The sequence below is a fragment of the Acidovorax sp. NCPPB 3576 genome, from assembly GCF_028473605.1.
GTDB lineage: Bacteria > Pseudomonadota > Gammaproteobacteria > Burkholderiales > Burkholderiaceae_C > Paracidovorax.
In genome coordinates this window covers 2,963,509-2,987,807 of sequence record NZ_CP097267.1, presented here as the reverse complement: position 1 = coordinate 2,987,807, position 24,299 = coordinate 2,963,509, and the positions used below count along the sequence as shown (strand labels likewise).

The following is a 24,299-nucleotide window of genomic DNA, read 5'->3' as shown; positions in this document are numbered from 1 at the left end:
CATTTCCCCGCAAAGGGCCGGGGCGGAGTAGCATTCGCCATGGACATCGCCCCCACCATCGCGCCCACGGTCGCGGAAAAGCCCGTAGCACTGCCTGGATGGGGAGAGCTTTTTCACATGCCGCTCTTTCGGCCCGGCACTGCGGTACGAATGGGCGATCAGTGGGAAACCGTGAGCCACGTGGCCCTGCGGCGCCAGGAACTGGCCATCTACCTCGTGGGCCACGAAGCGTCCGTCTCTCCCAGCCGGCTCTTTTTGGCGCCCAGCGCATTCACCACCGTGCGCCAGCGCTGATGGATCTCCCGCCCGGCCCACTTCGTTCAGGCGCCGGGCGCAGCAAGCGCGTCAGCCGGCTGGCCGCTCGGCCATCGCCTCGCCCAGCCGCACCGGACGAGCAGGCGACCACTGTTCTGAAAATTGCACCGCACCGCGCTGAAACAGAAGCACGACGGTGGAGCCCAGCAGGAATCGCCCCATCTCCTCTCCCTGGCGCAGCATGATCCGCCGATCGGCATAGCCCCAGTTGCGCAGTTCGCCTGTGCGCGGCGGGTTGACTTGCCCGTGCCACACCGTGGCCATGCTGCCCACGATGGTCGCACCTACCAGCACGAGGACCATCTTTCCCAAAGGCGTGTCGAACACGCACACCACGCGCTCGTTGCGTGCAAAAAGCCCGGGTACGCCCCGCGCCGTTACCGGATTCACCGAGAAAAGCTCACCGGGCACATGCACCATCTGCAGCAATGTGCCATCGCAGGGCATGTGGATGCGGTGGTAGTCGCGTGGACTCAAATAGATGGTGGCAAAGCTGCCGTTGTCGAACTGCGCCGCCAACGAGGTATCGCCACCCACCAAGGCCGTAGTCGAGTAGCGGTGGCCCTTGGCCTGGAATATCTGGTCCTGGTCGATGGGCCCGAACTGGCTGATCGCTCCGTCCACCGGGCAAACCGCAGCCGCCGTGGCGATGGGCCTTGCTCCGGGCCGCAATGCACGGGTGAAGAAGTCGTTGAACGTTGCGTACGCTGCGGGATTTGGCTCGGCGGCCTCGCTCATGTCCACCCGGTAGCGTGCAATGAAGCGCTCGATCGCCGCCGTGGTGCGGGCTCCGCCTTGCGCCCGTGCAAGCCGCCCCGCCAGCGCCGTGAGTGCTTGTTTGGGAAGAAGGTATTGGGGAAGTACGGCAAGGCGGTCTGACAAGGTGGACTTCCTGAGCGGTTGGGGTGCGAGGCATTCTAACGACGCGGGCGCTCTTGCTTGGCGGTTGATCTGAGCCCATCCCTGGTTCAGCCGGCGAAAACCGTGCGGACGGTGCAGCGCCGAAACGGTGGAATAAAACGCCGTGCGCGACGGGCGCTCGGCATGGGCTGGCGCTGCAGCGGTGGTGTGTCGGCACTATTCCACACGATTCCCTTACTACGTTACAATGGTGCGGTTTTGCGCAGCTCCTCGCTGTCGCTGTGTATGGAAGCCGCCCCGCCGGCCTTTTCCGACCGATGCGCCATGGGGCGCAGTGAATCCCCCCGCTTGCTGTACACCGTGCCTGGATCTCTTGCGAGATGGGCCGACATTCTGGTTGCAGTTTCGCGCAGGCCCCGATACCTCCTATTACTGTTTGAAGATTGACTTGAAATCATGGCCAAAGAAGAACTGATTGAAATGCAGGGCTCCGTGACGGAAGTCCTGCCCGACTCCCGCTTTCGCGTCACGCTGGACAACGGCCATCAATTGATCGCCTACACCGGCGGCAAGATGCGCAAGCACCACATCCGCATTCTGGCTGGCGACAAGGTCTCGCTCGAGATGTCTCCATACGACTTGTCCAAGGGACGTATCACCTTCCGCCACCTCCCAGGCCGTGGCCCGGGACCGTCGTCGCGTTGAGTTTGAAAAAATCTGGGAAATTTCCTTGAATCTTCCAAATATGGCTGTGATGCAGGGTTATAATACTAGTTGTCGGAGCGTAGCGCAGCCTGGTAGCGCATCTGCTTTGGGAGCAGAGGGTCGCGAGTTCGAATCCCGCCGCTCCGACCATTGATTCAAGGGGTTAGGTCATTTGACCTAACCCCTTTTGTCTTTTTGGCTTCTCATTCTTCGCATGCTTTCGATGCCGTTGCGATGGTGTTCTGCATTCACATTGCAGGGCATGGCCGGAGGCATTGCGGGCAAGCAAAAATCTGCAACGCACGTCCCGTGGAAATCAGCCCCGGGTGCGCAGCAGCCTCAAAATCCACTCGCTTTGATGGGTCAGTTGTTCCACCTCTTCATTTTCCAGGTGGAAGGGCAGGTCCGGCGCATTGGCTTCGGGAATGGCATGCTCGAACACCATGAGCAATGCGGTCGGCTCCTGGTGCAATATGACCAAAGCCTGGGCCAGCATATTCAGTGGATGTACCTGTGCCGTGACATTGGCCAGTGCGCTTTTGAGCGTTCTAATTTCCTGGCGCAGCAGTTCTATTTCTGCTTGTGGATGATTGTCCATAATGCCTCCTCGGTGCCATGCTAGAGCGGGGCTATACGGCCAACAAGCTGAAATTGCATCCAGCATCGCTGCGGCTGCATACTGTCAAAAACCCTGTCGTTTCAGCAGTCGCCATCTTTCAACGGCTATGGGGGGCGGCGTGTTGCGTCGAGCGGGGAATGGCCACTCATCTAGTGCCTTACCGCGTACCGCGTACCGCGTACCGCATGGCCGGTCGTGATCGCTTTACCATCTCGCGTCCTGCTCAAAACCTACCTGGCCATGCCCCGTCCCTTCCCCCTTGGCAGCTTTTCATCCCGCAATGGTGCTCGCATGGCGGGGGTGGATGCATTGCGGGGCGTGGCCATGGTATGGATGACCATTTTCCACTTCTGCTTTGACCTCAGCCACTTCGGATACTGGCCGCAGAACTTTCGGGCCGATCCGTTCTGGACGACCCAACGGACGGCCATCGTGGGACTGTTTCTTTTCTGTGCGGGGCTGGGGCAGGCTTTGGCCTGGCATCAGGGCCTGGGATGGGAGCGGTTTTTCAAGCGTTGGCTGCAGATCGTGGGTTGTGCATTGCTGGTGACCGCAGGGTCGTACCTGATGTTCCCCCGCAGCTTCATCCACTTCGGCGTACTGCATGGGATGGCGGCCATGCTCATGGTGGCGCGATGCACGGCGGGGTGGGGTGCCTGGCTGTGGCCTGCGGGAGCGATTGCCATCGCGCTCCCTTCGCTTGGGGGCTGGGCACTGACGGACGGGCCGCTCTCTGCCTGGGCGAGCACATTCAACGGTAACGCGCTCAACTGGCTGGGGCTGGTGTCGCGCAAGCCTTTCACGGAAGACTATGTACCGGTGCTGCCGTGGCTCGGCGTGATGTGGTGGGGCTTGGCGAGCGGGCAGTGGGTGCTTCGAAAGCATCCGTATTGGATGAAGGCCGCGCTGCCCAGGGCGCTTTCGCCGCTGGCAGTGCTGGGCCGATGGAGCCTGAGCTATTACATGCTGCACCAGCCGGTCCTGATCGGCTTGCTCATGGCTGCATCCTGGGTGCTGGGGCGGGCTTAAGGCGCTAAGACACAGGACGGGGCGTCCTCCAAAAGCAAAACGCGGCACCAAGGCCGCGTTGAGCAAGAAGCAGGGCGGTGGGTGGTGCGGCAGGCGCTTGCTTGCCAACCCCCCTCTTTGCAATCGATTACTCGATCTTGGCCTTCGTGCGCAGTTCTTCCTGGAACTTCGCCAGCTTTTGTTGCTGGAGTTGCTGTGCCACCTGGGGTTTCACTTCTTCCAGCTTGGGCAGCTTGGCTTCGCGCACGTCGTCCAGGCGGATGATGTGCCAGCCGAATTGGGTCTTGACCGGCGTCTGGGTCATCTGGCCCTTGTTCAGCTTGACCAGCGCTTCGGTGAACTCGGCCACATAGCTGCTGGGCGCAGACCAGTCCAGATCGCCGCCGCGAGCGCCGGACCCAGGGTCCTTGGACTGCTTCTTGGCGATGTCTTCAAACTTGGCGCCCTTCTTGATGGACGCGATGATGGCCTTGGCCTGGTCTTCCTTTTCCACCAGGATGTGGCTGGCCTTGTATTCCTTGCCGGAACTGGCGGCAACGAACTTGTCGTATTCGGCCTGGATTTCGGCGTCGGTGACGGGGTTGGCCTTTTGGTAATCGGCGAACAGCTCGCGGATCAGGATGGTCTGGCGGGCCAGTTCCATCTGGGTCTTGTAGTCCGGCGAGGCTTCGAGGCCACGCTTTTGCGCTTCCTGCAGGAAGATTTCGCGCGCGATCACTTCTTCCTTGATCTGGCCTTCGACCTCGGGGGTCACGGGGCGGCCGGAGCGCTCCACTTGCTGCTTCAGGGCTTCGGCGCGTTCCTTGGGAACGGCCTTGCCGTTCACGACGGCGAGGTTTTGAGCGTAGACGGGAAATGCCGTCGCGCCCAGCACGGCAGCGGCCACGAGGCCGGACAAGAGCTTTTTCTTCATTGGGGAGTCCACAAAAAGGAAATGAGTTGCGGGCAGTTTGACCGCAAGTCCGACAAATAGGGCCGGATCAAAGAACTTCAATGGCTATGGCGTGAGCGCCCTGGTCAATAAATTCTTGCAGCGCATCATACACAAGGCGATGTTGTGCAACCCGTGGTTTGCCTGTAAACAAAGGTGACGAAATCCGCACCCGAAAATGGGTGCCAGACCCCGTTCCATTGGCGCCTGCGTGACCCGCATGGGCGGCACTTTCATCCAGCACTTCCAGCTTGGCAGGGGTCAGGCGCTCCTGAAGCCGGGCCGCCATGGCCTCGGCGGTGATGGCCAGTACCGTCATGGCTGCACGTCCTTGGGAGCGGTCTTGGTTTCGTCTTCTTTCATGTAGCGGCTCAGGTACAGAGCCTGACCGATCACGAAGACCGCCATCAGCCCGATGCCGCCGAACAGCTTGAAGTTGACCCAGGTGTCGGTGTCGAAGTGATAGGCCACCCAGAGGTTGACCAGGCCCATCACGGCAAAGAACCCGGTCCAGCTCCAGTTCACCGTGCGCCACGCGGCGTCGGGCAGTTCCATCTGCGCACCCATCAGGGAGCGGATCAGGTTCTTGCGGAAGAACACCTGGCCGATCAGCAGCGCCGAGCCCATCAGCCAGTACAGCACGGTGGGCTTCCATTTGATGAAGGTCTCGCTGTGCGAGAGCAGCGTGGCGCCGCCGAACACCACGATGACGCCCAGGCTCACCCATTGCATGGGCTCGACCTTGCCGTTCTTGTAGCGCAGGTAGCCGATCTGCAGCACGGTGGCCGCGATGGCCACGGCTGTGGCCGTGTAGATGCCCCACAGCTTGAAGGCCGCGAAGAACAGGATGATGGGAAAGAAGTCGATCAGCAGTTTCATGGGGCTGGAGCGTGGGCGAGCGTTGCCGCCGTTCAGGTGGAGCCGGGCTCGAAATCGAGCGATGCGGAGTTCATGCAGTAGCGCAGGCCGGTGGAGGCGGGGCCGTCCTCGAACACGTGGCCGAGGTGCGCCCCGCATTGTGCACAAACCGTCTCCGTGCGGACCATGCCATGGCTGCGGTCCACGATCTCCTTGATCGAGCCCGGCACCGCCTCGGAAAAGCTGGGCCATCCGCAGCCCGCATCGAACTTGGTGCCCGAGTCGAACAGCTTGGCGCCGCAGCACACGCAGTGGTAACTGCCGTCGGCCCAGTGGGCTTCATATTTGCCGGTGAACGGGCGCTCGGTGGCAGCATGGCGGGTGACTTGCCACGCCACGGGTTCGGCGCCTTTGCTTTGCAGCAGGGCCTGCCATTCGGCTTCGGTCTTTTTGATGGGAAAGGTCATGATGAGCAGCTGATTTCAATGGAGGAAGCCCAGTCGGGCGGAAAGTCGGCCCAGGCGTCGTGGCCGGGGTGTTCTTCGAAGGGCTGGGCCAGGAGCGCCTGCAGGGTGTGCAGCGGTGCGAAGTCGCCTTGCTCGGCCGCGCGGATGGCTTGCTCGCCCAAGTGGTTGCGCAGCACGAATTTCGGATTGCATTTCAGCATCGAATCCGCCATGTGCCGTGGATTCGATTGCCCTGGATGCTCTGAAAATGATAGCAACCAAGCATCCCAGCCCGCCCGGTCGATGAACAGGTCGCGCACGGGTTCGAAATCGCCGCTGGCCACGGCATGCGACAGGCGGCGCCAGAAGATGGGGTAGTCCACCCCGCCGTGGGCCAGCAGATTGAGCAGGCCGTCCACCAGCGCGGCGTCGCCGGCATGGGCCGCCTGCAGCCCGAGCTTGCCGCGCATGCGCTGCAGGAATTCGGCAGGGAACACGGTCTGGTAGGACTCGAGCGCCGCCTGCGCCAGCGCCACGTCCTCGATCAGCGGCAGCAGCGCCTGGCCCAGGCGGAACAGGTTCCAGTAGGCCACGTTGGGCTGGCGGTTGAAGGCGTAGCGGCCCTGCGTGTCGCTGTGGTTGCACACGTGGCCCGGCACGAACCCGTCGAGAAACTGGAACGGCCCGTAGTCGATCGTGAGGCCCAGGATGCTCATGTTGTCGGTGTTCATCACCCCGTGGCAAAAGCCCTGCGCCTGCCAGTGCGCGAGCAGCTCCGCCGTGCGCTCGCTCACCGCCTGGAGCAGGGCGGCGTAGGGGTTGCCGCCTGGCGCGTCAGGATTGCGGCACTGGGGGTAGTAGCGGTCGATGACGTAGTCGGCCAGCGTGCGCAACTGCGGCAACTGGTCGCGCGCCGCGAAGTGCTCGAAGTGCCCGAAGCGGATGAAGCTGGGTGCGATGCGTGTCACGACGGCGGCGGTCTCCACCACCTCGCGCTGCACCGGGGCGGGCGAGCCGGTCAGGGCCAGCGCCCGCGTGGTGGGTACGCCCAGCGCATGCATGGCCTCGCTGCACAAAAATTCGCGGATGCTCGAGCGCAGCACGGCACGGCCATCGCCCCCGCGCGAATACGGTGTGCGCCCCGCGCCCTTGAGCTGCACTTCCAGTCCGCCGGCGGTTTCGCCCAGCAGGATGGCGCGGCCATCGCCCAGTTGCCCCGCCCACACCCCGAACTGGTGGCCGCTGTACACCGTGGCCAGGGGCCGCATGCCCGACAGCAGCGCGTTGCCCGAGCACACTTGCAGCGCCGCATCGGAGTCCAGCCAAGCGGCCGGCACGCCCAGTTGGTGAGCAACGTCCAGGCTCGTGGCCACCCAATGCGGGGCGGGCAAGGGGGTGGGGACCAGTTCGGTGAAGAAATCCGCGCCCAGGTCCGCGAAGCCGTTGCGCCATTCGAGGCCGGACGCAGGCGCAGCGGCAGCAGCAGAGAGAAGGGGGGCATTCATCTGCCGAATTGTCTCCGACCCGCTTTGCCACGCGGGGCGAGGGGACTTGGGGGCGCCGGCCCTGCGGCCGCTGCTGTCAAGCAGGCGACAGACGCGGCCCCAACGCATGGCGCCCCCCGGGCTGGAGCGCAGGGGGCGCACGGTAGGATGCCGCGGAACCATTCACAACGACAACCCAAGGAGCCAACATGCTGGGCCTGATGCAAAGTCAACCCTTGCTGATTTCCACGCTGATCGAATTCGCCGAGCGCCATCACGGCGATGTGCAGATCGTGTCGCGCCGCGTCGAGGGCGACATCCACCGCTACACCTACCGCGACATGGCGGTGCGGGCGCGGCGGCTGGCCAACGTGCTGGACGGCATGGGCCTGGCACCCGGGGACCGCGTGGCCAGCCTGGCCTGGAACGGCTACCGCCACATGGAGATGTACTACGGCGTGAGCGGCTCCGAGCGGGTGATGCACACCATCAACCCGCGCCTGCACCCCGAGCAGATCGCGTGGATCGTCAACCACGCCGAAGACCGGGTGCTGTGCTTCGACATGACCTTCCTGCCCATCGTGCAGGCCGTGCACGCCAAGTGCCCCACGGTGCGCCAGTGGGTGGCGCTGTGCGATGCCGACCAGCTGCCCGCCGACAGCGGCATCCCCGGCCTGTTGAGCTATGAAGCCTGGATCGGCACGGCCCCCGACACCTATGTGTGGCCCTCGTTCGACGAGAACACCGCCTCCAGCATGTGCTACACGAGCGGCACCACCGGGCACCCGAAGGCGGTGCTCTACAGCCACCGCTCGACCCTGCTGCATGCGTATGCCGCCGCGCTGCCGGACGTGATGGGCCTGTCGGCCAGCGACGCCGTGCTGCCCGTGGTGCCGATGTTCCACGTCAATGCCTGGGGGCTGCCGTACTCGGCGCCGCTGGTGGGCGCCAAGGTGGTGTTTCCCGGCCCGGCGCTGGACGGCAAATCGGTCTATGAGCTGATGGATGCCGAGGGCGTGACCTTCGCCGCCGGCGTGCCCACCGTGTGGCAGATGCTGCTCAACCACGTGAAGGCGGGCGGCCTGCGCTTTGGCCAACTGAAGCGCACCGTGATCGGCGGCTCGGCCTGCCCGCCGGCCATGATCCAGTCGTTCCAGGACGACTACGGCGTGCGCGTGCTGCACGCGTGGGGCATGACCGAGATGAGCCCGCTGGGCACGCTGTGCTCGCTCAAGAACAAGCACCTGGCGCTGCCGCGCGACGAGCAGATGCAGATCCTCATGAAGCAGGGCCGCGCGATCTACGGCGTGGACATGAAGATCGTGGACGGCGACGGCCACGAACTGCCCTGGGACGGCAAGACCTATGGCGACCTGCTGGTCAAGGGCCCGTGGATCGTCGAGAACTACTACCGCGGCGAGGGCGATCCGCTGGTGCCCGATGCGCAGGGCCGCGGCTGGTTCCCCACGGGCGACGTCGCCACCATCGATGCCGACGGCTACATGCAGATCACCGACCGCAGCAAGGATGTGATCAAGTCCGGCGGCGAGTGGATCAGCTCCATCGACATCGAGAACATCGCAATGGCCCACCCTGGCGTCGCCATGGCCGCGTGCGTGGGCATGCCGCACCCCAAGTGGGACGAGCGTCCCATCGTGGCGGTGGTCAAGCGCCCCGGCGCCGAGGTCACGCGCGAGGAGTTGCTGCAGTTCTACGCGGGCAAGACCGCCAAGTGGCAGATCCCGGACGACGTTCTGTTCGTGGACGCCATCCCGATCGGCGCCACCGGCAAGATGCTCAAGGCCAAGCTGCGCGAGCAGCTCAAGGACTACCGCCTGCCGGGCCTGTGACGCGCGCCGATTCGGCGATGGGGCGGCCGCGCGGGGCCGCCGCCCAGTCGCATGCGGGATAGCGGATAGGGTGAATCCCTGAGCATCTCCTCTGTGCCGTGCCTTACGCTGCGGCCTGTTCCATTCAAGAACCCAAGAGGAGACAAGCGATGAGATTTGCTATCAAGGCTGTAGCTGCATCCGCAATCCTGGTAAGCGCTGGCGGCGCGTTCGCTCAAAAGGGCGACACGGTGAAGATCGCCTGGCTCGACCCGCTGTCGGGCCTCATGGCGGCGGTGGGCACCAACCAGCTCAAGAGCTTCCAATTCCTCTCGGAAGAGTTCAACAAGAAGAACGCGGCGGGCGTTAAGTTCGAGATCATCGGCATCGACAACAAGCTCAGTCCGCAGGAAACCACCAGCGCCCTGCGCTCGGCCATGGACCAGGGCGCGCGCTACGTGGTGCAGGGCAACGGCTCGGGCCCGGCGCTGGCCATCATCGACGCGCTGGAAAAGCACAACGCGCGCAACCCCGGCAAGGAGGTCATGTACCTCAACTACGCCGCCGTGGACCCCGACCTCACCAACAGCAAGTGCAGCTACTGGCACTTCCGCCTGGATGCCGACACCTCGATGAAGATGGAGGCCATGACCACCTTCATGAAGGACCTGCCCGAGGTCAAGAAGGTGTACCTCATCAACCAGAACTACTCGCACGGCCAGCAGGTCTCCAAATTCGCCAAGGAAAACCTCGCGCGCAAGCGGCCCGACGTGCAGATCGTGGGCGACGACCTGCATCCGCTGGCCCAGGTGCGCGATTTCGCCCCCTACATCGCCAAGATCAAGCAGTCCGGCGCCGACAGCGTGATCACCGGCAACTGGGGCTCGGACCTGGCCCTGCTCATCAAGGCCGCCAACGATGCGGGGCTGGCCAACGTCAACTTCTACACCTACTACGGCGGCGTGACGGGCAGCCCCACGGCCATGGGCGCGGCAGCGGCAGGGCGCGTGTACATGGTGTCGTACAACCACCTGAACCTGCCCGGCGACATCGGCCGCGTGGTCACCGAATACAAGAAGAAGTTCAACGACGACATGTACACCGGCGCCGTGTACCACGCCTTCGCCATGCTGGATTCCGCCTTCGTCAAGGCCAAATCCACCGACCCCGTCAAGGTCGCCCCCGTGCTGGAAGGCATGAAGTTCAACAGCTTCAACGGCGAGGTCGAGATGCGCAAGAGCGACCACCAGCTGCAGCAGGGCCTGTTCGTCTCCAAGTGGGAGAAGGCCGGCGGCAAGTACCCCAACGACGCGGAAAATACCGGCTACACCTTCGTTCCGGTGAAGTACTACGAGCCCTACGTGGCCAGCACGCCTACCTCGTGCCAGATGAAGCGGCCTTCCTGACACGGGGCCCACACGGGGCAACCGCATTTCAGTTTCATTGCTGAGACCTTGGGCCCGGGGTGACTCGGGCTCTTTTTTTAACCGTGCCGGCGTTCTTCGATGAATCTTGAGTTTTTCGTGATCTCGCTGCTCAACGGCGTCAGCTACGGGCTGCTGCTGTTCATGCTCAGCTCGGGGCTCACCCTCATCTTCAGCATGATGGGCGTGCTCAACTTCGCCCACACCAGCTTCTACATGCTGGGGGCCTACATCGCCTACACGCTGTCCGGCCTGGTCGGCTTCTGGGTGGCGCTGTTCTTGGCGCCGCTGCTGGTGGGCGCGCTCGGCGCCGCGTTCGAGCGCTACGCGCTGCGCCGCGTGCACCAGTACGGCCACGTGCCCGAGCTGCTGGTGACCTTCGGCCTGTCGTACCTGGTGCTGGAGGTGGTGCAACTGGTGTGGGGCCGCTCCACCGTGCCCTACGGCCTGCCTGCGCAGTTGCAGGGGCCGCTTTTCACGCTGTATGGCACGCAGTTCCCGAAGTCGCGGTCGTTCGTCATGCTGGTGGCGCTGCTGATGCTGCTGTCCGTGTGGCTGCTGCTCACCCGCACCCGCATCGGCCTGGTGATCCAGGCCGCGCTCAAGCACCCCGACATGGTGGAAGCGCTGGGCCACAACGTGCCGCGCGTGTTCATGCTGGTGTTCGGCGGCGGCTGCGCGCTCGCCGGGCTGGCGGGCGTGATCGGCGGCAACACCTACGTCACCGAGCCCGCCATGGCGGCATCGGTGGGCTCGATCATCTTCGTCGTCGTCGTCGTGGGCGGCATGGGGTCGCTGGCCGGGGCCTTCCTCGCCTCGCTGCTGATCGGCGTGCTGCAGACCTTCGCGGTGGCGCTGGACTATTCGCTGGCGCATGCGCTGCGCGCGGTCGGCATGGCGGTGACAGAGCAGACCTTCGGCTGGCCGCTGCTCAAGCTCACCGTGTCGCAGGTGGCGCCCATCCTGCCGTACCTGCTGCTGGTGCTGATCCTCATCTTCCGGCCCAAGGGCCTGCTCGGCACGCGGGAGGACTGAACCCATGCGCTCCCACACCTCCTCGCCACCGGCTTACCGGTTCAAGCCGCTCAACATCGGGCGCATCGCCATCTGGGGCCTGTTCGCGGCCGCGCTCATCGTGGCGCCCATGCTGTTCACCAGCAGCCTGGCGCTCACCATGCTGTCGCAGATCGGCTACCTCATCGTCATCTGCCTCTCCTACAACATGCTGCTGGGGCAGGGCGGCATGCTGAGCTTCGGCCATGCCGTCTATACCGGCCTGGGCTCGTTCATCGCCATCCATGCCATGAACCTCGCGGGCAAGGGCGCTGTGCCCATTCCGCTGGTGTTCATCCCGCTCGTGGGCGGGCTGGCGGGGCTGTTCTTCGCCGTGCTGCTGGGCTTCGTCACCACCAAGAAGTCGGGCACCACCTTCGCCATGATCACGCTGGGCATCGGCGAGCTGGTGGCGTCCATGGCGCTGATGTTCCCCGAGTTCTTCGGCGGGGAGGGCGGCATCACCACCGACCGCGTGTACGGCAAGGGGTTCATGGGCATCACCTTCGGCCCGGCGATCCAGGTGTACTACCTGATCGCGGCCTACTGCTTCGTGTGCACGGCGCTCATGTTCGCCTTCACCGGCACGCCGCTGGGCCGCATCCTGAACGCCGTGCGCGACAACCCCGAGCGCGTGGAGTTCATCGGCTACAACACGCAGCGCGTGCGCTACTTCGCCTTCATCATCGCGGGCTTCTTCGCGGGCGTGGGCGGGGGGCTGGCGGCCATCAATTTCGAGATCGTCACCGGCGCCGACAGCGTGAGCGTGCTGCGCTCGGGCGGCTACCTGCTGTTCACCTTCCTGGGCGGGGCGACCTTCTTCTTCGGGCCCATCATCGGCGCGGTGCTGCTGGTGTTCGCCTCGGTGCTGCTGTCCGAGCTGTCCAAGGCCTGGCTGCTGTACCTGGGTCTCGTGTTCCTGTTCATGGTGATGTATGCGCCCGGCGGCATCGCCAGCCTGATCATGATGAACCTGCGCGTGGCCCAATACGGTCGGCTGCGCACGCTGTGGGTGTCGTACCTGGCGCTGGGGGGCACGGCCCTGGTGGCCGTGCTGGGCGCGGCCTGCATGGTGGAGATGACCTATCACCTGCAGCTCAACGCGGCGCTCGGCCCGCAGATGAACTTTCTCGGCGCCACGCTGAACGCGCGGGCGCTGACCAGCTGGTTCGGCGCGGGCTTCGTGCTGCTGGTGGGGCTGGGCCTGTTCGAGACCGTGCGGCGCCAGTTCCTGCAGCAATGGGGCGCCATCCAGGAAGCCATCGAACACGACATCAAGCGGGGAGACGCAGCATGAGCGTGACCCCCATCAAACCCCCTTACGCGCTGGAGTTGCGCGACCTGCACAAGCGCTTCGGCAAGACCGAGATCATCCGCGGCGCCAACCTGTGCGTGGCCCCGGGCGAGCGCGTGGCCATCATCGGCCCCAACGGCGCCGGCAAATCGACGCTGTTCAACCTCATCAGCGGGCGGTTCGGCGCCACCAGCGGCCAGGTGCTGCTGAACGGCCAGCGCATCGACGGCAAGGCGCCGTACGAGATCAACCGCATGGGGCTGTCGCGCAGCTTCCAGATCACCAACATCTTCCCCAAGCTCAGCGTGTTCGAGAACCTGCGCTGCGGCGTGCTGTGGAGCCTGGGCTACCGCTACACGTTCCTGCGCTTCCTCTCGCGGCTGCACGATGCCAACGAGCGCGCCACGCAGCTCATGGAGCAGATCCGCCTGGACAAGAAGCGCGACACGCTGGCCATGAACCTCACCTACGCCGAGCAGCGCGCGCTGGAGATCGGCATCACCATCGCCGGCGGCGCCAACGTCATCCTGCTGGACGAACCCACCGCCGGCATGAGCAAGAGCGAGACCGCGCGCTTCATCCGCCTCATCAAGGAAGTGACGGTGGGCCGCACGCTGCTTACCGTGGAGCACGACATGGGCGTGGTCTTCGGCCTGGCCGACAAGATCGCCGTGGTGGTCTATGGCGAGGTCATCGCCTTCGACACCCCCGAGGCCGTGCGCGCCAACCCGCGCGTGCAGGAGGCCTACCTGGGCTCGGCCGTCGCGGCGCAACAGGAGGGAGGGCACTGACATGCTGAACGTCCAAGACCTGCATGCCTACTATGGCAAGAGCCACGTCCTGCACGGCGTCTCGTTCGGCGTGCAGCCGGGCGAGATCGTCGCGCTGCTGGGGCGCAACGGCTCGGGCCGCTCCACCACCGCCAAGGCCATCATGGGCCTGGTGGACTGGGAAGGCACCCTCGAATGGAAGGGCCAGCGCCTGGATGGCAAGAAGGCCTACGAGATCGCCCACCTGGGCCTGGGCTACGTGCCCGAAAGCCGCGACATCTTCCCCAACCTGACCGTGCACCAGAACCTGCTGCTGGGCCAGAAGGGCAAGGGCAAAGGCAGCCGCTGGAGCTTCGACGACATGTATGGCATGTTCCCGCGCCTCAAAGAACGCCAGCACACCGAGGCCGGCGTGATGTCGGGCGGCGAGCAGCAGATGCTCACCCTGTGCCGCACGCTCATGGGCGACCCCGACCTCATCATCATCGACGAGCCCACCGAAGGCCTCGCGCCCAAGATCGTGGAGCTGGTGGGGCAGTACCTCATGGCGATCAAGGAGCGAGGCATCTCGGTGCTGCTCATCGAGCAAAAGCTCACCATCGCCATGACCATCTCCGACCGCGCGCTGGTGATGGGCCACGGCAGCATCGTCTTCGAGGGCACGCCCCAGGGGCTGCGCGAGAACAGCTACGTGCGCAAGGAGTGGCTGGAGGTGTGACCGGGCATGGTTGGTGAAGTTGCTTTTTACGCAACTTATCGTTCCGATGCACCGAATGCCATTCCCCAATACATGAGGCCCCGAGCGCCTTTCAAGCACAAACGCTCACCGCAGGCTGCCCGTGGCTCTGCTTTCATCAGAATTTGACAAATAGTTAATATTTGGTGGGTAATGTCTGCTGGAACTGGCCACTCTGCGCTTAACATCCGACCCAACAAAAAATGAAACGGGGAGGTTTCAATGAGCGCAGAACTCGCGGGGACGTGCACCCGCCATGTTCGCAAGGCCCAACGCAGCGGTGCGTTGCCGGGCAGGCTTGGTCTAGCAACGCTGGCCCAACGGCTACGGGGCGGACGGGGCGAAGCGGAACATGCATCAAGCCCATCGGCCAGGGCCCCATGGCAAGCCTTGGCGATCTTGTTGAAGCGATGGGTATCCACCACCCTCTTCTTGCTGGCACTGGCCCCGATGGCCCATGCCCAGCGGATCAGCCAGGCGCCGGATGAAAACCAAAAAATCATCCAGAAACTTCTGCAGGTCCCAGAGGCCGACATTGATTTGTCCAAAGCCAAATTGGTCATCGACCGAATGATGGACCCCAGTGTCGATGTCGATGCAACGTTGGCGCGCCTGGACGAAATGGCGCGAGGGATCCGAAAGGCACTGCCCGTTGGCGCCTCCAAACGCCTGACCTTGGACGCCCTGCGGTTTCACATCTATCAGCCCAATGAATGGAATGAGCGCCGACCATTTCAATACGACCTGGAAGATCCGTACGGACGCAATATCAAAAACAAACTGCTGTCCAACTACTTGATAACCAGAAAAGGTAACTGTGTCTCGATGCCGCTGTTGTTCATCTTCCTGGGGCAGCGGCTGGGGCTGGACGTGAGCCTGGCTGCCGCCCCCAACCATCTGTTCGTGCAATGGCGAGACAGCGACGGCAAGTTGTACAACCTGGAAACGACCAGCGGCGCCGGCTTCACGCGCGATGCCTGGCTGCGCCAGCAGTCTCCCATGACCGACATTGCTCTGAAATCAGGGATTTACTTGCGGCCCATGCCCAAAAAAGAGGCCATTGTCGCCATGGCAGAAACGCTGATGGCGTTTTATGAAAAGCAAGATCAGCCTTATCGGCATGCCGCGATGGCTCAATTTTTGTTGAAATACAGTCCCAATGACATTTGCGCGCTTCTGAATCTGTTCGCGGCGACCCAGGAAATTCGAAGACAGGAGTTTGTGAAAAAGTATCCTATAGCCAACGACATTCCGATTAACGAGCGACCGCGGCTCCTGATGCTGAATGATCAACTCGAGTCAATTTATGATCGGGCTTATGGGCTGGGTTGGCGGCCGTTGGAAATTTCTGCCAAAACTGGATACGGCGCAAATGCAAAATTTCAAAATTAGCAGAGGGAGAATGGTAATGAAATGGTTTAAATACATCTTGCTTGTGATTTTTTTGAGTTTAGTAGCACAGGGGCCTGCACTAGCACGATATATACAGGCCGATCCGATTGGGCTAGAGGGGGGATTGAATCGATTCGTATATGTAGATGCCAATCCCATTAATAATATTGATCCTACTGGATTGGTTAAAGGAATACGCAACCCTAAAGATTTTGAGCCGCTGGAGGGAGGTGGCGGTGGTATGTCGGGAGGCGGAGGGAGGAGCGCTTTTACCTCATCTTCCAAAGGTGGTCCTCCCAGAGATCCAAAGACTACTGATTACCTACCGTTACCTGATGCTGTTGGTGCTCATACGACCTTAGGAACAAGGTCAGGCCGTTCAGGTACATACACACAGGGAGCTACGTTTGATGCAAATGGGCGTTTTTTGGGTAGAACAGACGTGACGAATCACGGTAGACGTGATCATGTGAGTCCACATTTTCACCCAGCTCTTGGTCCTAATTCTGTTGATAACCCGCAAATTTGTATGCCATGAGAAAAATAGAACAAGAGCTTGATAAATTTTTGGATGAATTTTGCAGTTTAAGCGAAAAATCGGAATTAACTGATTTTTTGCTTTCTAATAGGGTTAATGCTGTTTTAATGAAGGTATTTGATCTTCAAAATAAAATAATTTACAAAATCGCTCAAAATAGGAGTCTTTTGCTAATTTTTGATCCTGATGAGGAGGAGTTTGGCCTTGCGTATTTGACTGTGGGGGAGGTTACCAATACAGAATTGGTTGGATCACTGGCTTATGCTCTACAGGAAATGAAGAAAAGATGTTAGGAGGTTGAGGATGGCTTTAATTAAATCCATTACATACAAGTCGAAACGTACAAGGTCCAGGGCAGGTGTGGGATGAAGAGACGGGACTAGCGTACAACCTGAATCGCTATTACGACTGGGAAGGCGGGCAGTAATACAGGCTGATCCAATCGGGCTGGATGGTGGGTGGAACCTTCCACTACCTAATCCACAGATAGGATCAACGTGCACACCTGTTGAAGTGCGGCCTGGATCAAATTTGCCTGGCGAAATTAATAGTCGTCCTTTCTCGGAGCACGCTTTTGATCGAATGCAAGGGCGTGGGGTTTATCCTTCGGCAGTAATAGATACTCTGCTCTATGGGCGGCAGAATCCAGGCTCGCGACCAAATACCACCCAGTTTCACGACCCTGTAAATAATATAACGGTTGTGACGAATTCGATAACTGGTAATGTCATTACTGTTAGAAATGGGCCTCCAAGTAATTCTTGTGCTGCTAGGGGGGTGAAAATGAATAAAGAAAAGTTGTTTGAATTAATTGCTGGCTATCGCAATGGTTCTTTGAGTCTGGATTCGCTTTGTTTTAATGCGGAGTTGGTTTTGGGTGAGATTTTTAAAGAAAATACTCATTTAGATTTTTCAAAAGTTATTAATTTCATATACGTTCTTGAGGAAATAAATGCGTTGACTCTTGATGAGATTAGATCGATCAATGAAGCTGAGAAAACCGAGATTGATATCCAGATTGCTTTGATTGAAAGGTTTGTAAGGAGTTGATAGTAACTGGATGCCCAATCCAAATCTAGGCAAAGGCTGTTCTATCCATGGCTAGGAATATTGATAAAATGTCAGATAAGCATTTCTTGATTCGAAAGATAATAATTTCTCCAAAGTATTTGAAAAATATTTCAAAACGGGAGGGGCTGAGGCGGTTGGCTTGCAGGTCTTTCTCTACTGTCGCCAATTAATAGGCCTAGTGTGAGTCGACCATTTCGTGGTCCGAATGCGCTGCATGCACCAAATGCCAAGGTGGTTTAGAAAACGACGAAAATATGTATGACGCGCGCTTAAATAGCATTTCAGCTCTCTTAGCGATTGAATGCGAATGATTCAGCAGTTAAATCCTGAAGCGGTAATCAAATGAAAGGTTTTGGCAGGGGTGTTATTGATGCTCTGGAAGGCGTTGCCAAATTAGAATGGTTTCGATATCCCGTATTGAAGCCTGAGCAGATCGGATTTGTACTGCCAGTTGCTGTTTGGCGATTTGATAAAAATACCGTAGACGATCATCTGGAAAATCGTCTTATTTCTTGCTTGGCTTCATTGTTGGACAGTTACAAGGGTGATTTTCCATGGTCTCTGAGTAAGGTTGGTAGAAATTGGATTTTACAGCCTTTGTTAATTAAAAAATTGCAAGATAGCGGCGCATTTAAAAATGAGGAGGAAATTAGAAATCATGTTTTAAATTTCCATTCAAATCTAATGGTGCAAGCGTTTTATGACTATAAGGCGATTGAAGGGCTCATGAAAGTTCAATTAAAAGCCATCTCAAATAATAATTAAAATATAAATGACTGCGAAAATGGAGTACGGTAGGTGGAGGATGGAATGTGGCTTGGTGATTATTAAATGGAGTTTTTCGACACTGCTGCGCAGCAATGTGTGATCAAGTAATTTCTGATGATTTCAATTTGGAATTTATTCCAAAATTCAGAGAATACGGAATCAACTACGTGGGTGGGGGGAGCTATCAGGTGATTGACTTTTGCCCATGGTGTGGAAAAAAACTGTCATCGTCTCTGCGGGAGGTTTGGTTTGAAGTCTTGGATCGGATTGGGTTGGAGCCGGAGGATGATATTCCTCTAGAAATGCAATCTGAAGCTTGGTGGGTGAATGATAAATATAAAATAGATAAATTATATTTGAACATTGGGGTTTAAATAATTTACGTCAATCATGCTTACGCGAAGCCTGGCGGAACAGCTGCTGATAATTTTATTGATGATGGGGCGTAATTGATTTCTCATTGATCCAGTGAATGAATATTCGCCCTTTGTCGGCCGAAAAAATGCAGATAATTCCATGAAAAGTCTGGAAAACGATTTGGAAAATTTCCTGAATATTTTCTGCAAATCTAACGTGCATTTGGTATTGGTTCAATATTTCCAGGAATGCCGCACGGGCGCCTCGCTTTTCGAGTTATTTGAGCGACCGAATAAACTGGCCTACAAAATTGCCAACAGCAATAGTTGCATTTTGTTTTTCGATCCCGATGAGGAAGAGTTTGGGCTGGCTTATCAATCGAAAAATGAAATAGTTTGTGCAGAATTGATTGGGGAGTTGATGTTCGCGATTCAGGAGATGGATCGTCGACACGGCAGGAATATGAACACGTCGTCGGCTCAATGATGGGGAGCGGGCCATCATTTGCCACGGTCAAAGTGAAAAGCCCGTAAGACCGCTGGGAACCTCTCAAAACCCCGATCCAAGCCCTTCGAAGCCCTTATGAATCAATGAGTTACGACGATCAAACCTGCAAATTCGGAGGTTTTGAGAGGTTTCCCACTGGACTGTTCTTCCGCCGAGCTTCTCGTCACCGTGCCTGATGACCGTCAATGCATCGGTCGCCCCAGCCGTTTACTTGCTTGCTTCGCCCCAAGCGTTGTTGGGAGGTTTGCTATTTAATTGATAGCTATACCCCCTAGTGCTGATTGCGGTGGAGGCCGATTGGGCTTAAAGCCTGGTTTTGTGCCTTGGCCCCGCCCATCACTTCGGATCGACAACGACCTCCACCCCCACACGCTCCGGCGGTTCAAAAGCCGTCACCTCCGGCAACGCCCCCTTCCACAGCGACACCTCCACGCGCGCGCTCTGCGCCGCGCACCCCTGCGAAAGTCTGGAGCTCCTCATATCCGGCGTGACCAGGTTGGGATTCCATGCTTGTCCAAACTCCCCGCCACCTGCGGGTCCAGCGGGTCGTACCACGCGCCCGTGGCGATCTGAGCCACGCCGGGCCGCAGGCCGTCGCTGAGCACCGCCCCGGCCAGGAACGCGCCGTGGGCGTTGAACACACGCACCACGTCGCCTTGGGCAATCCCGCGCCGCAGTGCATCGGCTCGGCTCAACGTGATCGGCTCGCGGCCTTGCACCTTGGTGGCGCGGCTCACGCTGCCGTGGTCGTATTGGCTGTGCAGCCGCGCCGCAGGCTGGTGAGACAGCAGGTGGATGGGCCAGGCTGATGCCTCGGGCGCGAACCACGTGGCCTGGCCCGGGCAGTCCGCATAGCCGAAGCGGTCGATGGTCTGCGAGAACAGCTCGATGCGCCCCGAGGGCGTGGGCAGCGGGTGCGCGGCCGGGTCTTGCCGAAAGCGCTCCAGCAGCACCACGGGCGCGGCGGGCCGGGGCAGTTCGAGCTGGCCGGCGCTCCAGAACGCGTCGAAGCCGGGCAGGGTGATGCCCGCCGCTTCGGCGCGCGGGCGGGCGGCTTCGTACAGGTGGCGCAGCCATTGCATGGTGTCGCGCCCTTCGGTGTAGGCGGCTTCGAAGCCCAGCCGCGCGGCCAGGGCGCGGAAGATGGCGTAGTCGTCGCGGGCCTCGCCCACGGGCGTGATGGCGGCGCGCATGGCGATCATGCGCGGCTCGCTGCCGGCGCTGCCGATGTCGTCGCGCTCCAGCGAGGTGGTGGCGGGCAGCACGATGTCGGAGTATTTGGCCTGCGCCGTCCACACCTGTTCGTGCGTGACGATGGTCTCGGGCCGCTGCCACGCCTCGATGGTGCGGTTCAGGTCCTGGTGGTGGTGGAACACGTTGCCGCCGGCCCAGTACAGCAGGCGGGCTTGGGGATAGCGGTGGCGGGCGCCGTTGTAGTCGAAGGGCTCGCCGGGCTGCAGCAGCATGTCGGCGATGCGCGCCACGGGAATGAAGGCGCTCACCGGGTTGTGCCCCTGCGGCAGGCGCGCGCCCGAGAAGCTGCCGTGCCCGCTGCCGATGTAGTTCATGCAGCCGTACCCCAGGCCGAAGCCGCCGCCGGGCAGGCCGATCTGGCCCAGCAGCGCGGCCAGGGTGACGGCCATCCAGAACGGTTGCTCGCCGTGCCGCGCGCGCTGCAGCGAATAGGTGCAGTTGATGAGCGTGCGGTGTCGGGCCATGCGCCGCGCCAGGGCCACGATGTCGGCAGCGGCGATGCCGGTGTGCGCGGCGGCCCACTCGGGCGTCTTGGCGGTGCCGTCGGCACCATGGCCCAGCAGGGCGTCGCGCACCCGGTCGAAGCCCACTGTGTAGCGCGCGCAGAAGGCGGCGTCGTGCAGGCCCTCGGTGACCAGCACGTGGGCCAGGCCCATCATCAAGGCCGTATCGGTGCCGGGCTGGATCGGCAGCCACTCGGCCGCAGGCACGGCCGCCAGGTCGTCGCGCGCCGGGCTGATGTTGACGAAGGCCGTGCGCCCGCCCGCCGCCATGCGGGCGAGGGCCGGTGCCGCGCCGTGGTCGCTCGCGCCGCCGGGGCTCACCTGCGTGTTGCGCAAGGGCAGGCCGCCGAAGGCCACGAACAGCTCGCAGTGCTCGGCCAGCACGTCCCACGCGGTGTGGTGCTGCAGCAGCGCGTCCATGCCATCGACGATGTGCGGCAGCAGCACGCGGCCGGCGCCCAGGCTGTAGCTGTCCTTGCTGGCGATGTAGCCGCCGAAGCCGTTCAGGAAGCGGTGCAGCTGGCTCTGCGCATGGTGAAAGCGCCCCGCGCTCGACCAGCCGTAGCTGCCGCCGAAGAGGGCCTCGTTGCCGTGGGCGGTGCGCACGCGGCGCAGTTCGCCGGCCACCAGGTCCAGCGCCTCGTCCCACGGCAGTTCGACGAAGGGCTCGCGCCCGCGCAGGTGGCCGCTGGTGTGCCGCGTGGCCGGGTCCAGGAAGCTGCGGCGCACGGCGGGCCGGCGCACGCGGGTGGGCGAGTCGATGGCGCCGGGCAGGGACTGGCCGATGGGCGAGGGCGCGGCGTCCCACGGCGCGGGTGCCATGCCGACCAGTCGCCCGCCTTCGACGATGGGCCGGTACACGCCCCAGTGCGTGGCGGTGAAGCCCGTGTCGTGGGGCGCGTGGGCGGGATGGGCGGGGGCCGCGGCGGTCACAGCCGGGCCAGGTAGTCCTTGACCTGCACCTTCTGCTGCAGGATCTTGCGCTGCGACAGCCAGTCGGCGGCGTTCTGGAATTTCTGGAGGAAGGCCGCGTCGTTCACGCCGTGCAGCTCCCAGCGGCGCTGCAGCTTGAGCAGCGAGGCGCGCACGGCATCGCTGTAGTTGGCGTCCTGCTGGTAGAGCGCCTCGGCCTCGGCCGCGTTCTGCGTGGCCCATTGGGCTTCGGCAGCGTAGGCAGCATTCACGGCGTGCACGATGGCGGTGTTCTCTTCGGCGAACTTGCGGTGGGTGACGTAGGAGTTGAAGTCGATCAGGAAGTCGAGGTCGCGCCCCTCGAAGAACACGTCGTGCGCCTTGTACTCGGTGCGGGCGATGTCCACGCCCGGGCTCCACATCGACCAGGCGTCGATCTTGCCCTGCGCGAAGGCGGGGCCGGCGTCGGGTGGGTTCAGGTACACGAACTTGACCTGGCTGCGGTCGATGCCGTGCTTTTCCAGGGCCGCCACCAGCAGGAATTCGCCCAGGCCCGAGCGGTTGACCGCCACCGACTTGCCCACCAGGTCCTGCACCTTGTCGATGCCCGAGCCGTCCTTGGCGATGATGGCCGTGCTGCGCGGCTCCACGATGGCGAACTGCGTGAACACCAGCGGCGATCCCGCGATCATGGCGGCCAGCGCGGGCGTGGTGCTGCCGCCATTACCGAGATGACCTACCACCTGCAACTCAATGCGGCGCTCGGGCCGGAGATGAACTCTCTCGGCGCCGTGCTCGATGCGCGCAGCACCTCGACCTGGATCGCCACAGGCCTCGTGTTCGCCGTGGAAATCGGGCTCTTCGAGGTCTGCCGACGGAACTTCGCGAAGCGGTGGAGCGCTACGCAGGAAGCGATCGAGCGCGTCATGCAACTGGGCGTGGCCGGTAAAGGGAGGAGCGCATGATGGCGGTCGCAGAAGGAATTCCGACGCTGGAGTTGCGCGATCTGCGCAAGCGCTTCGGTAAGACCGAAATCATCTGCGGCGCCAACTTGGCCGTGAAGGCAGGCGAGCGCGTGGCCATCATTGGCCCCAACGGCGCAGACAAATCCACCATCCGCGCGAGCGGCGAGTCGGTGCTGATCATCGAGCAGAAGCTCACCCTCGCCATGCGCATCTCCGACCGGGCCCTGGCCATGGGCCACGGCAGCATCGTGTTCGACGGCACGCCCGAAGGCCTGCGCGAAAACACGGCGGTGCGCAAGGAGTGGCTAGAGGTATAGCAGCCTTGCAACGCCGCAGATCGACGGCCGGGCCGTTTCCGGGGCTTTGCCATCGCAGCACGAATCCGTGGTCATTACGCAGTGACTTTCAAAGTTTTCAGCGACGCGGGGGCGTTTCCGCGGCTGTTTGTGGAGGTTTGCCGCCGGACCACACCGCGACTCACAGTCAAGATGCGATGCTCGCCGTTACCCTGCAGATGAGCCGGCGATGCCTCCCTCAAATGCTCGCGGGCCATCAACAATCGACGGGGGCGTACTTGTGCTTACCAACAGTGAAAGGCCATGCACTGACAATGTGTCTATTGGAATTCAACGGTTTCTTCGACGGCTTTCTTCTCCAAGCGCCCTATATTGTTGGGTGTAATTTTGTAGGTCAAAACGTGCATTGGTGAGTAGTTCCCGGTTGATTTCTATTTCATTCGGATTGCCGTCTTCTACGGCTTGTGCAAGATCTTCGGTCACAGTTTGAATCAATAGCTGCGTGTCTTCTATGGACTGTCGAAGCTGCTGGGCGACCTCGCGACTAGGGACGACATTGACATTGTTCGATGAAGAAGCGCCAGTTGTTCGGACCCGCTTGCCTCCGCCCGGGAGAGAGTGGGGCGTGAGCGGAATTTCTATCCCTCCAACAGCCGGCATGAAGCCGCGCGCCTGCAGTTTATCGAGTGCAACCCGGTGAGGGTCATTGGACGGACCTGCTTGTTCGGCGATGCCATGGCGCTGTGCGTCGAAAGTCTGGGTGAGCCGTGTTTTCTGGGCTAACGGGCTCTCGGCTCGCGCTTGCATCGGCATTGGTGCCGTGCGCTTGGCTGCTGGCATTCCTTGGAGTTCGGGATGAGCCAGTTTTGCTGATGGTCCCGACGAACCGGCGGCTTGTTTTGTATGGCGTTGCGTCTCCTCAAGCGTCTGGGAACGCGTGGAGTTACTACTGGACGATTTAATGGAACTGCTAAGCATGGAGAATATTTGTTAGTTAGAAGGTCGCAAGCATGGGCCCGGCACAGAAATTGAGGAGCGATGCTGCGAAGAGCTGTTTCCCATTCCGAAAGAATCTCATGGCTACACGCGGTGCCGCTTCGATGCGAAAGCTGTCAGTGACGGAATGTTTGTCGCAAGGCTTCCTGTAGCAATAAATCGATGAACCGCCCGCCGATTCAAGCTCGACCGCAGCTTCGTGTGCCAACCCACTACTGGTGCGTAAGGCGCGCGGATTGCCGAGACGGTCGTGAGGCTGGGGCACCAACTGGGCCTGCAAGTGATGGCCGAAGGCATCGAGGACGCCGCCAGCTATGCGCTGCTGCGCATTGGCTGCGGCGAAGGCCAGGGCTACCATATCGCCGCGCCCATGGGCCTGCCACAAC

Annotated in this window: 28 protein-coding genes, 1 tRNA gene and 2 pseudogenes; 20 read left to right on the top strand and 11 right to left on the bottom strand. The window is 61.1% G+C overall.

Annotated features, from left to right (window positions below):
- Positions 1 to 39: 39 nt before the first annotated feature.
- Entirely contained in the window at positions 40 to 294 is a 255-nt protein-coding gene (locus M5C98_RS13730) for a hypothetical protein (RefSeq protein ID WP_272547991.1), read from the top strand.
- 51 nt (positions 295 to 345) lie between these two features.
- On the opposite strand, the gene asd is transcribed toward M5C98_RS13730, so the two are convergent.
- Entirely contained in the window at positions 346 to 1,197 is an 852-nt protein-coding gene (gene asd / locus M5C98_RS13725; protein ID WP_272547990.1) for an archaetidylserine decarboxylase, read from the bottom strand.
- Between the two features lie 435 nt (positions 1,198 to 1,632).
- Between asd and infA the strand changes: the two genes are divergently transcribed.
- Complete coding sequence (infA, locus tag M5C98_RS13720) at positions 1,633 to 1,881, top strand: translation initiation factor IF-1 (RefSeq protein WP_092739728.1); 249 nt, start codon at positions 1,633 to 1,635, stop codon at positions 1,879 to 1,881.
- Positions 1,882 to 1,954: 73 nt separating this feature from the next.
- Positions 1,955 to 2,031 (top strand) — tRNA-Pro (locus M5C98_RS13715).
- Positions 2,032 to 2,197: 166 nt separating this feature from the next.
- Here the strand turns inward: M5C98_RS13715 and M5C98_RS13710 are convergent.
- Positions 2,198 to 2,479, bottom strand: coding sequence for a hypothetical protein (locus M5C98_RS13710; RefSeq protein ID WP_272547989.1), 282 nt, complete (start codon positions 2,477 to 2,479; stop codon positions 2,198 to 2,200).
- A 261-nt stretch (positions 2,480 to 2,740) separates the two neighbouring features.
- Here M5C98_RS13710 and M5C98_RS13705 point away from each other — a divergent pair, with 261 nt between their 5' ends.
- A complete protein-coding gene (locus tag M5C98_RS13705; RefSeq protein WP_272547988.1) occupies positions 2,741 to 3,529 on the top strand; it encodes a DUF1624 domain-containing protein in 789 nt (262 codons plus the stop codon).
- A gap of 127 nt (positions 3,530 to 3,656) precedes the next feature.
- Here the strand turns inward: M5C98_RS13705 and M5C98_RS13700 are convergent, their stop codons facing one another.
- The 5 genes from M5C98_RS13700 to M5C98_RS13680 all read right to left on the bottom strand — a co-directional run bounded on the left by M5C98_RS13700 (position 3,657) and on the right by M5C98_RS13680 (position 7,269).
- Positions 3,657 to 4,442 carry a foldase protein PrsA gene (locus tag M5C98_RS13700; protein WP_272547987.1) on the bottom strand — a complete coding sequence of 262 codons (786 nt, stop codon included), beginning with the start codon at positions 4,440 to 4,442 and terminating at the stop codon, positions 3,657 to 3,659.
- A gap of 67 nt (positions 4,443 to 4,509) precedes the next feature.
- Positions 4,510 to 4,779, bottom strand: a complete 270-nt coding sequence (locus tag M5C98_RS13695) for a BolA family protein (protein ID WP_272547986.1) — start codon at positions 4,777 to 4,779, stop codon at positions 4,510 to 4,512.
- Complete coding sequence (locus M5C98_RS13690; RefSeq protein ID WP_272547985.1) at positions 4,776 to 5,339, bottom strand: septation protein A; 564 nt, start codon at positions 5,337 to 5,339, stop codon at positions 4,776 to 4,778. The genes M5C98_RS13695 and M5C98_RS13690 overlap by 4 nt, the downstream gene beginning before the upstream one ends.
- A 32-nt stretch (positions 5,340 to 5,371) precedes the next feature.
- The gene (gene msrB, locus M5C98_RS13685) at positions 5,372 to 5,785 is read right to left on the bottom strand and encodes a peptide-methionine (R)-S-oxide reductase MsrB (RefSeq protein WP_272547984.1); all 414 of its coding nucleotides are present in this window, start codon (positions 5,783 to 5,785) and stop codon (positions 5,372 to 5,374) included.
- Positions 5,782 to 7,269 (bottom strand): protein adenylyltransferase SelO, encoded by a 1,488-nt coding sequence (locus M5C98_RS13680; protein ID WP_272547983.1) that lies wholly within the window; start codon positions 7,267 to 7,269, stop codon positions 5,782 to 5,784. The genes msrB and M5C98_RS13680 overlap by 4 nt, the downstream gene beginning before the upstream one ends.
- 188 nt (positions 7,270 to 7,457) lie before the next feature.
- On the opposite strand from M5C98_RS13680, the gene M5C98_RS13675 reads away from it, so the two are divergent.
- The 13 genes from M5C98_RS13675 (at position 7,458) to M5C98_RS13615 (ending at position 18,966) form a co-directional block, all read left to right on the top strand.
- Positions 7,458 to 9,098: a 3-(methylthio)propionyl-CoA ligase gene (locus tag M5C98_RS13675; protein WP_272547982.1), complete on the top strand. Its 1,641-nt coding sequence runs from the start codon at positions 7,458 to 7,460 to the stop codon at positions 9,096 to 9,098.
- A 149-nt stretch (positions 9,099 to 9,247) separates the two neighbouring features.
- Positions 9,248 to 10,483 (top strand): branched-chain amino acid ABC transporter substrate-binding protein, encoded by a 1,236-nt coding sequence (locus M5C98_RS13670; RefSeq protein ID WP_272547981.1) that lies wholly within the window; start codon positions 9,248 to 9,250, stop codon positions 10,481 to 10,483.
- 99 nt (positions 10,484 to 10,582) lie between these two features.
- Entirely contained in the window at positions 10,583 to 11,536 is a 954-nt protein-coding gene (locus tag M5C98_RS13665) for a branched-chain amino acid ABC transporter permease (RefSeq protein WP_272547980.1), read from the top strand.
- Between the two features lie 4 nt (positions 11,537 to 11,540).
- Positions 11,541 to 12,851: a branched-chain amino acid ABC transporter permease gene (locus tag M5C98_RS13660; protein ID WP_272547979.1), complete on the top strand. Its 1,311-nt coding sequence runs from the start codon at positions 11,541 to 11,543 to the stop codon at positions 12,849 to 12,851.
- Entirely contained in the window at positions 12,848 to 13,639 is a 792-nt protein-coding gene (locus M5C98_RS13655; RefSeq protein WP_272547978.1) for an ABC transporter ATP-binding protein, read from the top strand. Before M5C98_RS13660 ends, M5C98_RS13655 begins: the two co-directional genes overlap by 4 nt.
- 1 nt (position 13,640) lies before the next feature.
- A complete protein-coding gene (locus tag M5C98_RS13650) occupies positions 13,641 to 14,336 on the top strand; it encodes an ABC transporter ATP-binding protein (RefSeq protein ID WP_272547977.1) in 696 nt (231 codons plus the stop codon).
- A gap of 240 nt (positions 14,337 to 14,576) precedes the next feature.
- Positions 14,577 to 15,746, top strand: coding sequence for a transglutaminase family protein (locus tag M5C98_RS13645; protein WP_272547976.1), 1,170 nt, complete (start codon positions 14,577 to 14,579; stop codon positions 15,744 to 15,746).
- Positions 15,727 to 16,284 (top strand): RHS repeat-associated core domain-containing protein, encoded by a 558-nt coding sequence (locus tag M5C98_RS13640; RefSeq protein ID WP_272547975.1) that lies wholly within the window; start codon positions 15,727 to 15,729, stop codon positions 16,282 to 16,284. The genes M5C98_RS13645 and M5C98_RS13640 overlap by 20 nt, the downstream gene beginning before the upstream one ends.
- Complete coding sequence (locus M5C98_RS13635; protein ID WP_272547974.1) at positions 16,281 to 16,577, top strand: hypothetical protein; 297 nt, start codon at positions 16,281 to 16,283, stop codon at positions 16,575 to 16,577. The genes M5C98_RS13640 and M5C98_RS13635 overlap by 4 nt, the downstream gene beginning before the upstream one ends.
- Before the next feature lie 238 nt (positions 16,578 to 16,815).
- Positions 16,816 to 17,334 carry a hypothetical protein gene (locus tag M5C98_RS13630; protein WP_272547973.1) on the top strand — a complete coding sequence of 173 codons (519 nt, stop codon included), beginning with the start codon at positions 16,816 to 16,818 and terminating at the stop codon, positions 17,332 to 17,334.
- Positions 17,335 to 17,697: 363 nt separating this feature from the next.
- Positions 17,698 to 18,120: a hypothetical protein gene (locus M5C98_RS13625; protein ID WP_272547972.1), complete on the top strand. Its 423-nt coding sequence runs from the start codon at positions 17,698 to 17,700 to the stop codon at positions 18,118 to 18,120.
- Between the two features lie 95 nt (positions 18,121 to 18,215).
- The gene (locus M5C98_RS13620) at positions 18,216 to 18,497 is read left to right on the top strand and encodes a DUF6980 family protein (RefSeq protein ID WP_272547971.1); all 282 of its coding nucleotides are present in this window, start codon (positions 18,216 to 18,218) and stop codon (positions 18,495 to 18,497) included.
- 142 nt (positions 18,498 to 18,639) lie between these two features.
- The gene (locus tag M5C98_RS13615; RefSeq protein ID WP_272547970.1) at positions 18,640 to 18,966 is read left to right on the top strand and encodes a hypothetical protein; all 327 of its coding nucleotides are present in this window, start codon (positions 18,640 to 18,642) and stop codon (positions 18,964 to 18,966) included.
- A 497-nt stretch (positions 18,967 to 19,463) separates the two neighbouring features.
- Here the strand turns inward: M5C98_RS13615 and M5C98_RS13610 are convergent, their stop codons facing one another.
- The gene (locus M5C98_RS13610; RefSeq protein ID WP_272547969.1) at positions 19,464 to 21,677 is read right to left on the bottom strand and encodes a molybdopterin-dependent oxidoreductase; all 2,214 of its coding nucleotides are present in this window, start codon (positions 21,675 to 21,677) and stop codon (positions 19,464 to 19,466) included.
- Positions 21,674 to 22,399 carry an NrtA/SsuA/CpmA family ABC transporter substrate-binding protein gene (locus M5C98_RS13605; protein WP_272547968.1) on the bottom strand — a complete coding sequence of 242 codons (726 nt, stop codon included), beginning with the start codon at positions 22,397 to 22,399 and terminating at the stop codon, positions 21,674 to 21,676. The genes M5C98_RS13610 and M5C98_RS13605 overlap by 4 nt, the downstream gene beginning before the upstream one ends.
- Here M5C98_RS13605 and M5C98_RS13600 point away from each other — a divergent pair.
- From M5C98_RS13600 to M5C98_RS13590, 3 genes and pseudogenes are all read left to right on the top strand, one after another.
- Entirely contained in the window at positions 22,388 to 22,621 is a 234-nt protein-coding gene (locus M5C98_RS13600; RefSeq protein WP_272547967.1) for a hypothetical protein, read from the top strand. The two genes, M5C98_RS13605 and M5C98_RS13600, sit on opposite strands and share 12 nt — an antisense overlap.
- A pseudogene (locus M5C98_RS13595) lies at positions 22,621 to 22,773 on the top strand (ABC transporter ATP-binding protein); the annotation flags it as partial. The gene M5C98_RS13600 and the pseudogene M5C98_RS13595, both read left to right, overlap by 1 nt.
- Positions 22,768 to 22,938 (top strand): annotated as a pseudogene (locus tag M5C98_RS13590) (ABC transporter ATP-binding protein); the annotation flags it as partial. The pseudogenes M5C98_RS13595 and M5C98_RS13590, both read left to right, overlap by 6 nt.
- Positions 22,939 to 23,247: 309 nt before the next feature.
- Here M5C98_RS13590 and M5C98_RS13585 read toward each other — a convergent pair.
- Both M5C98_RS13585 and M5C98_RS13580 read right to left on the bottom strand, forming a co-directional pair.
- Positions 23,248 to 23,895, bottom strand: coding sequence for a hypothetical protein (locus M5C98_RS13585; RefSeq protein ID WP_272547966.1), 648 nt, complete (start codon positions 23,893 to 23,895; stop codon positions 23,248 to 23,250).
- A 16-nt stretch (positions 23,896 to 23,911) separates the two neighbouring features.
- Positions 23,912 to 24,271, bottom strand: coding sequence for a hypothetical protein (locus M5C98_RS13580; RefSeq protein ID WP_272547965.1), 360 nt, complete (start codon positions 24,269 to 24,271; stop codon positions 23,912 to 23,914).
- Between the last annotated feature and the right edge of the window lie 28 nt (positions 24,272 to 24,299).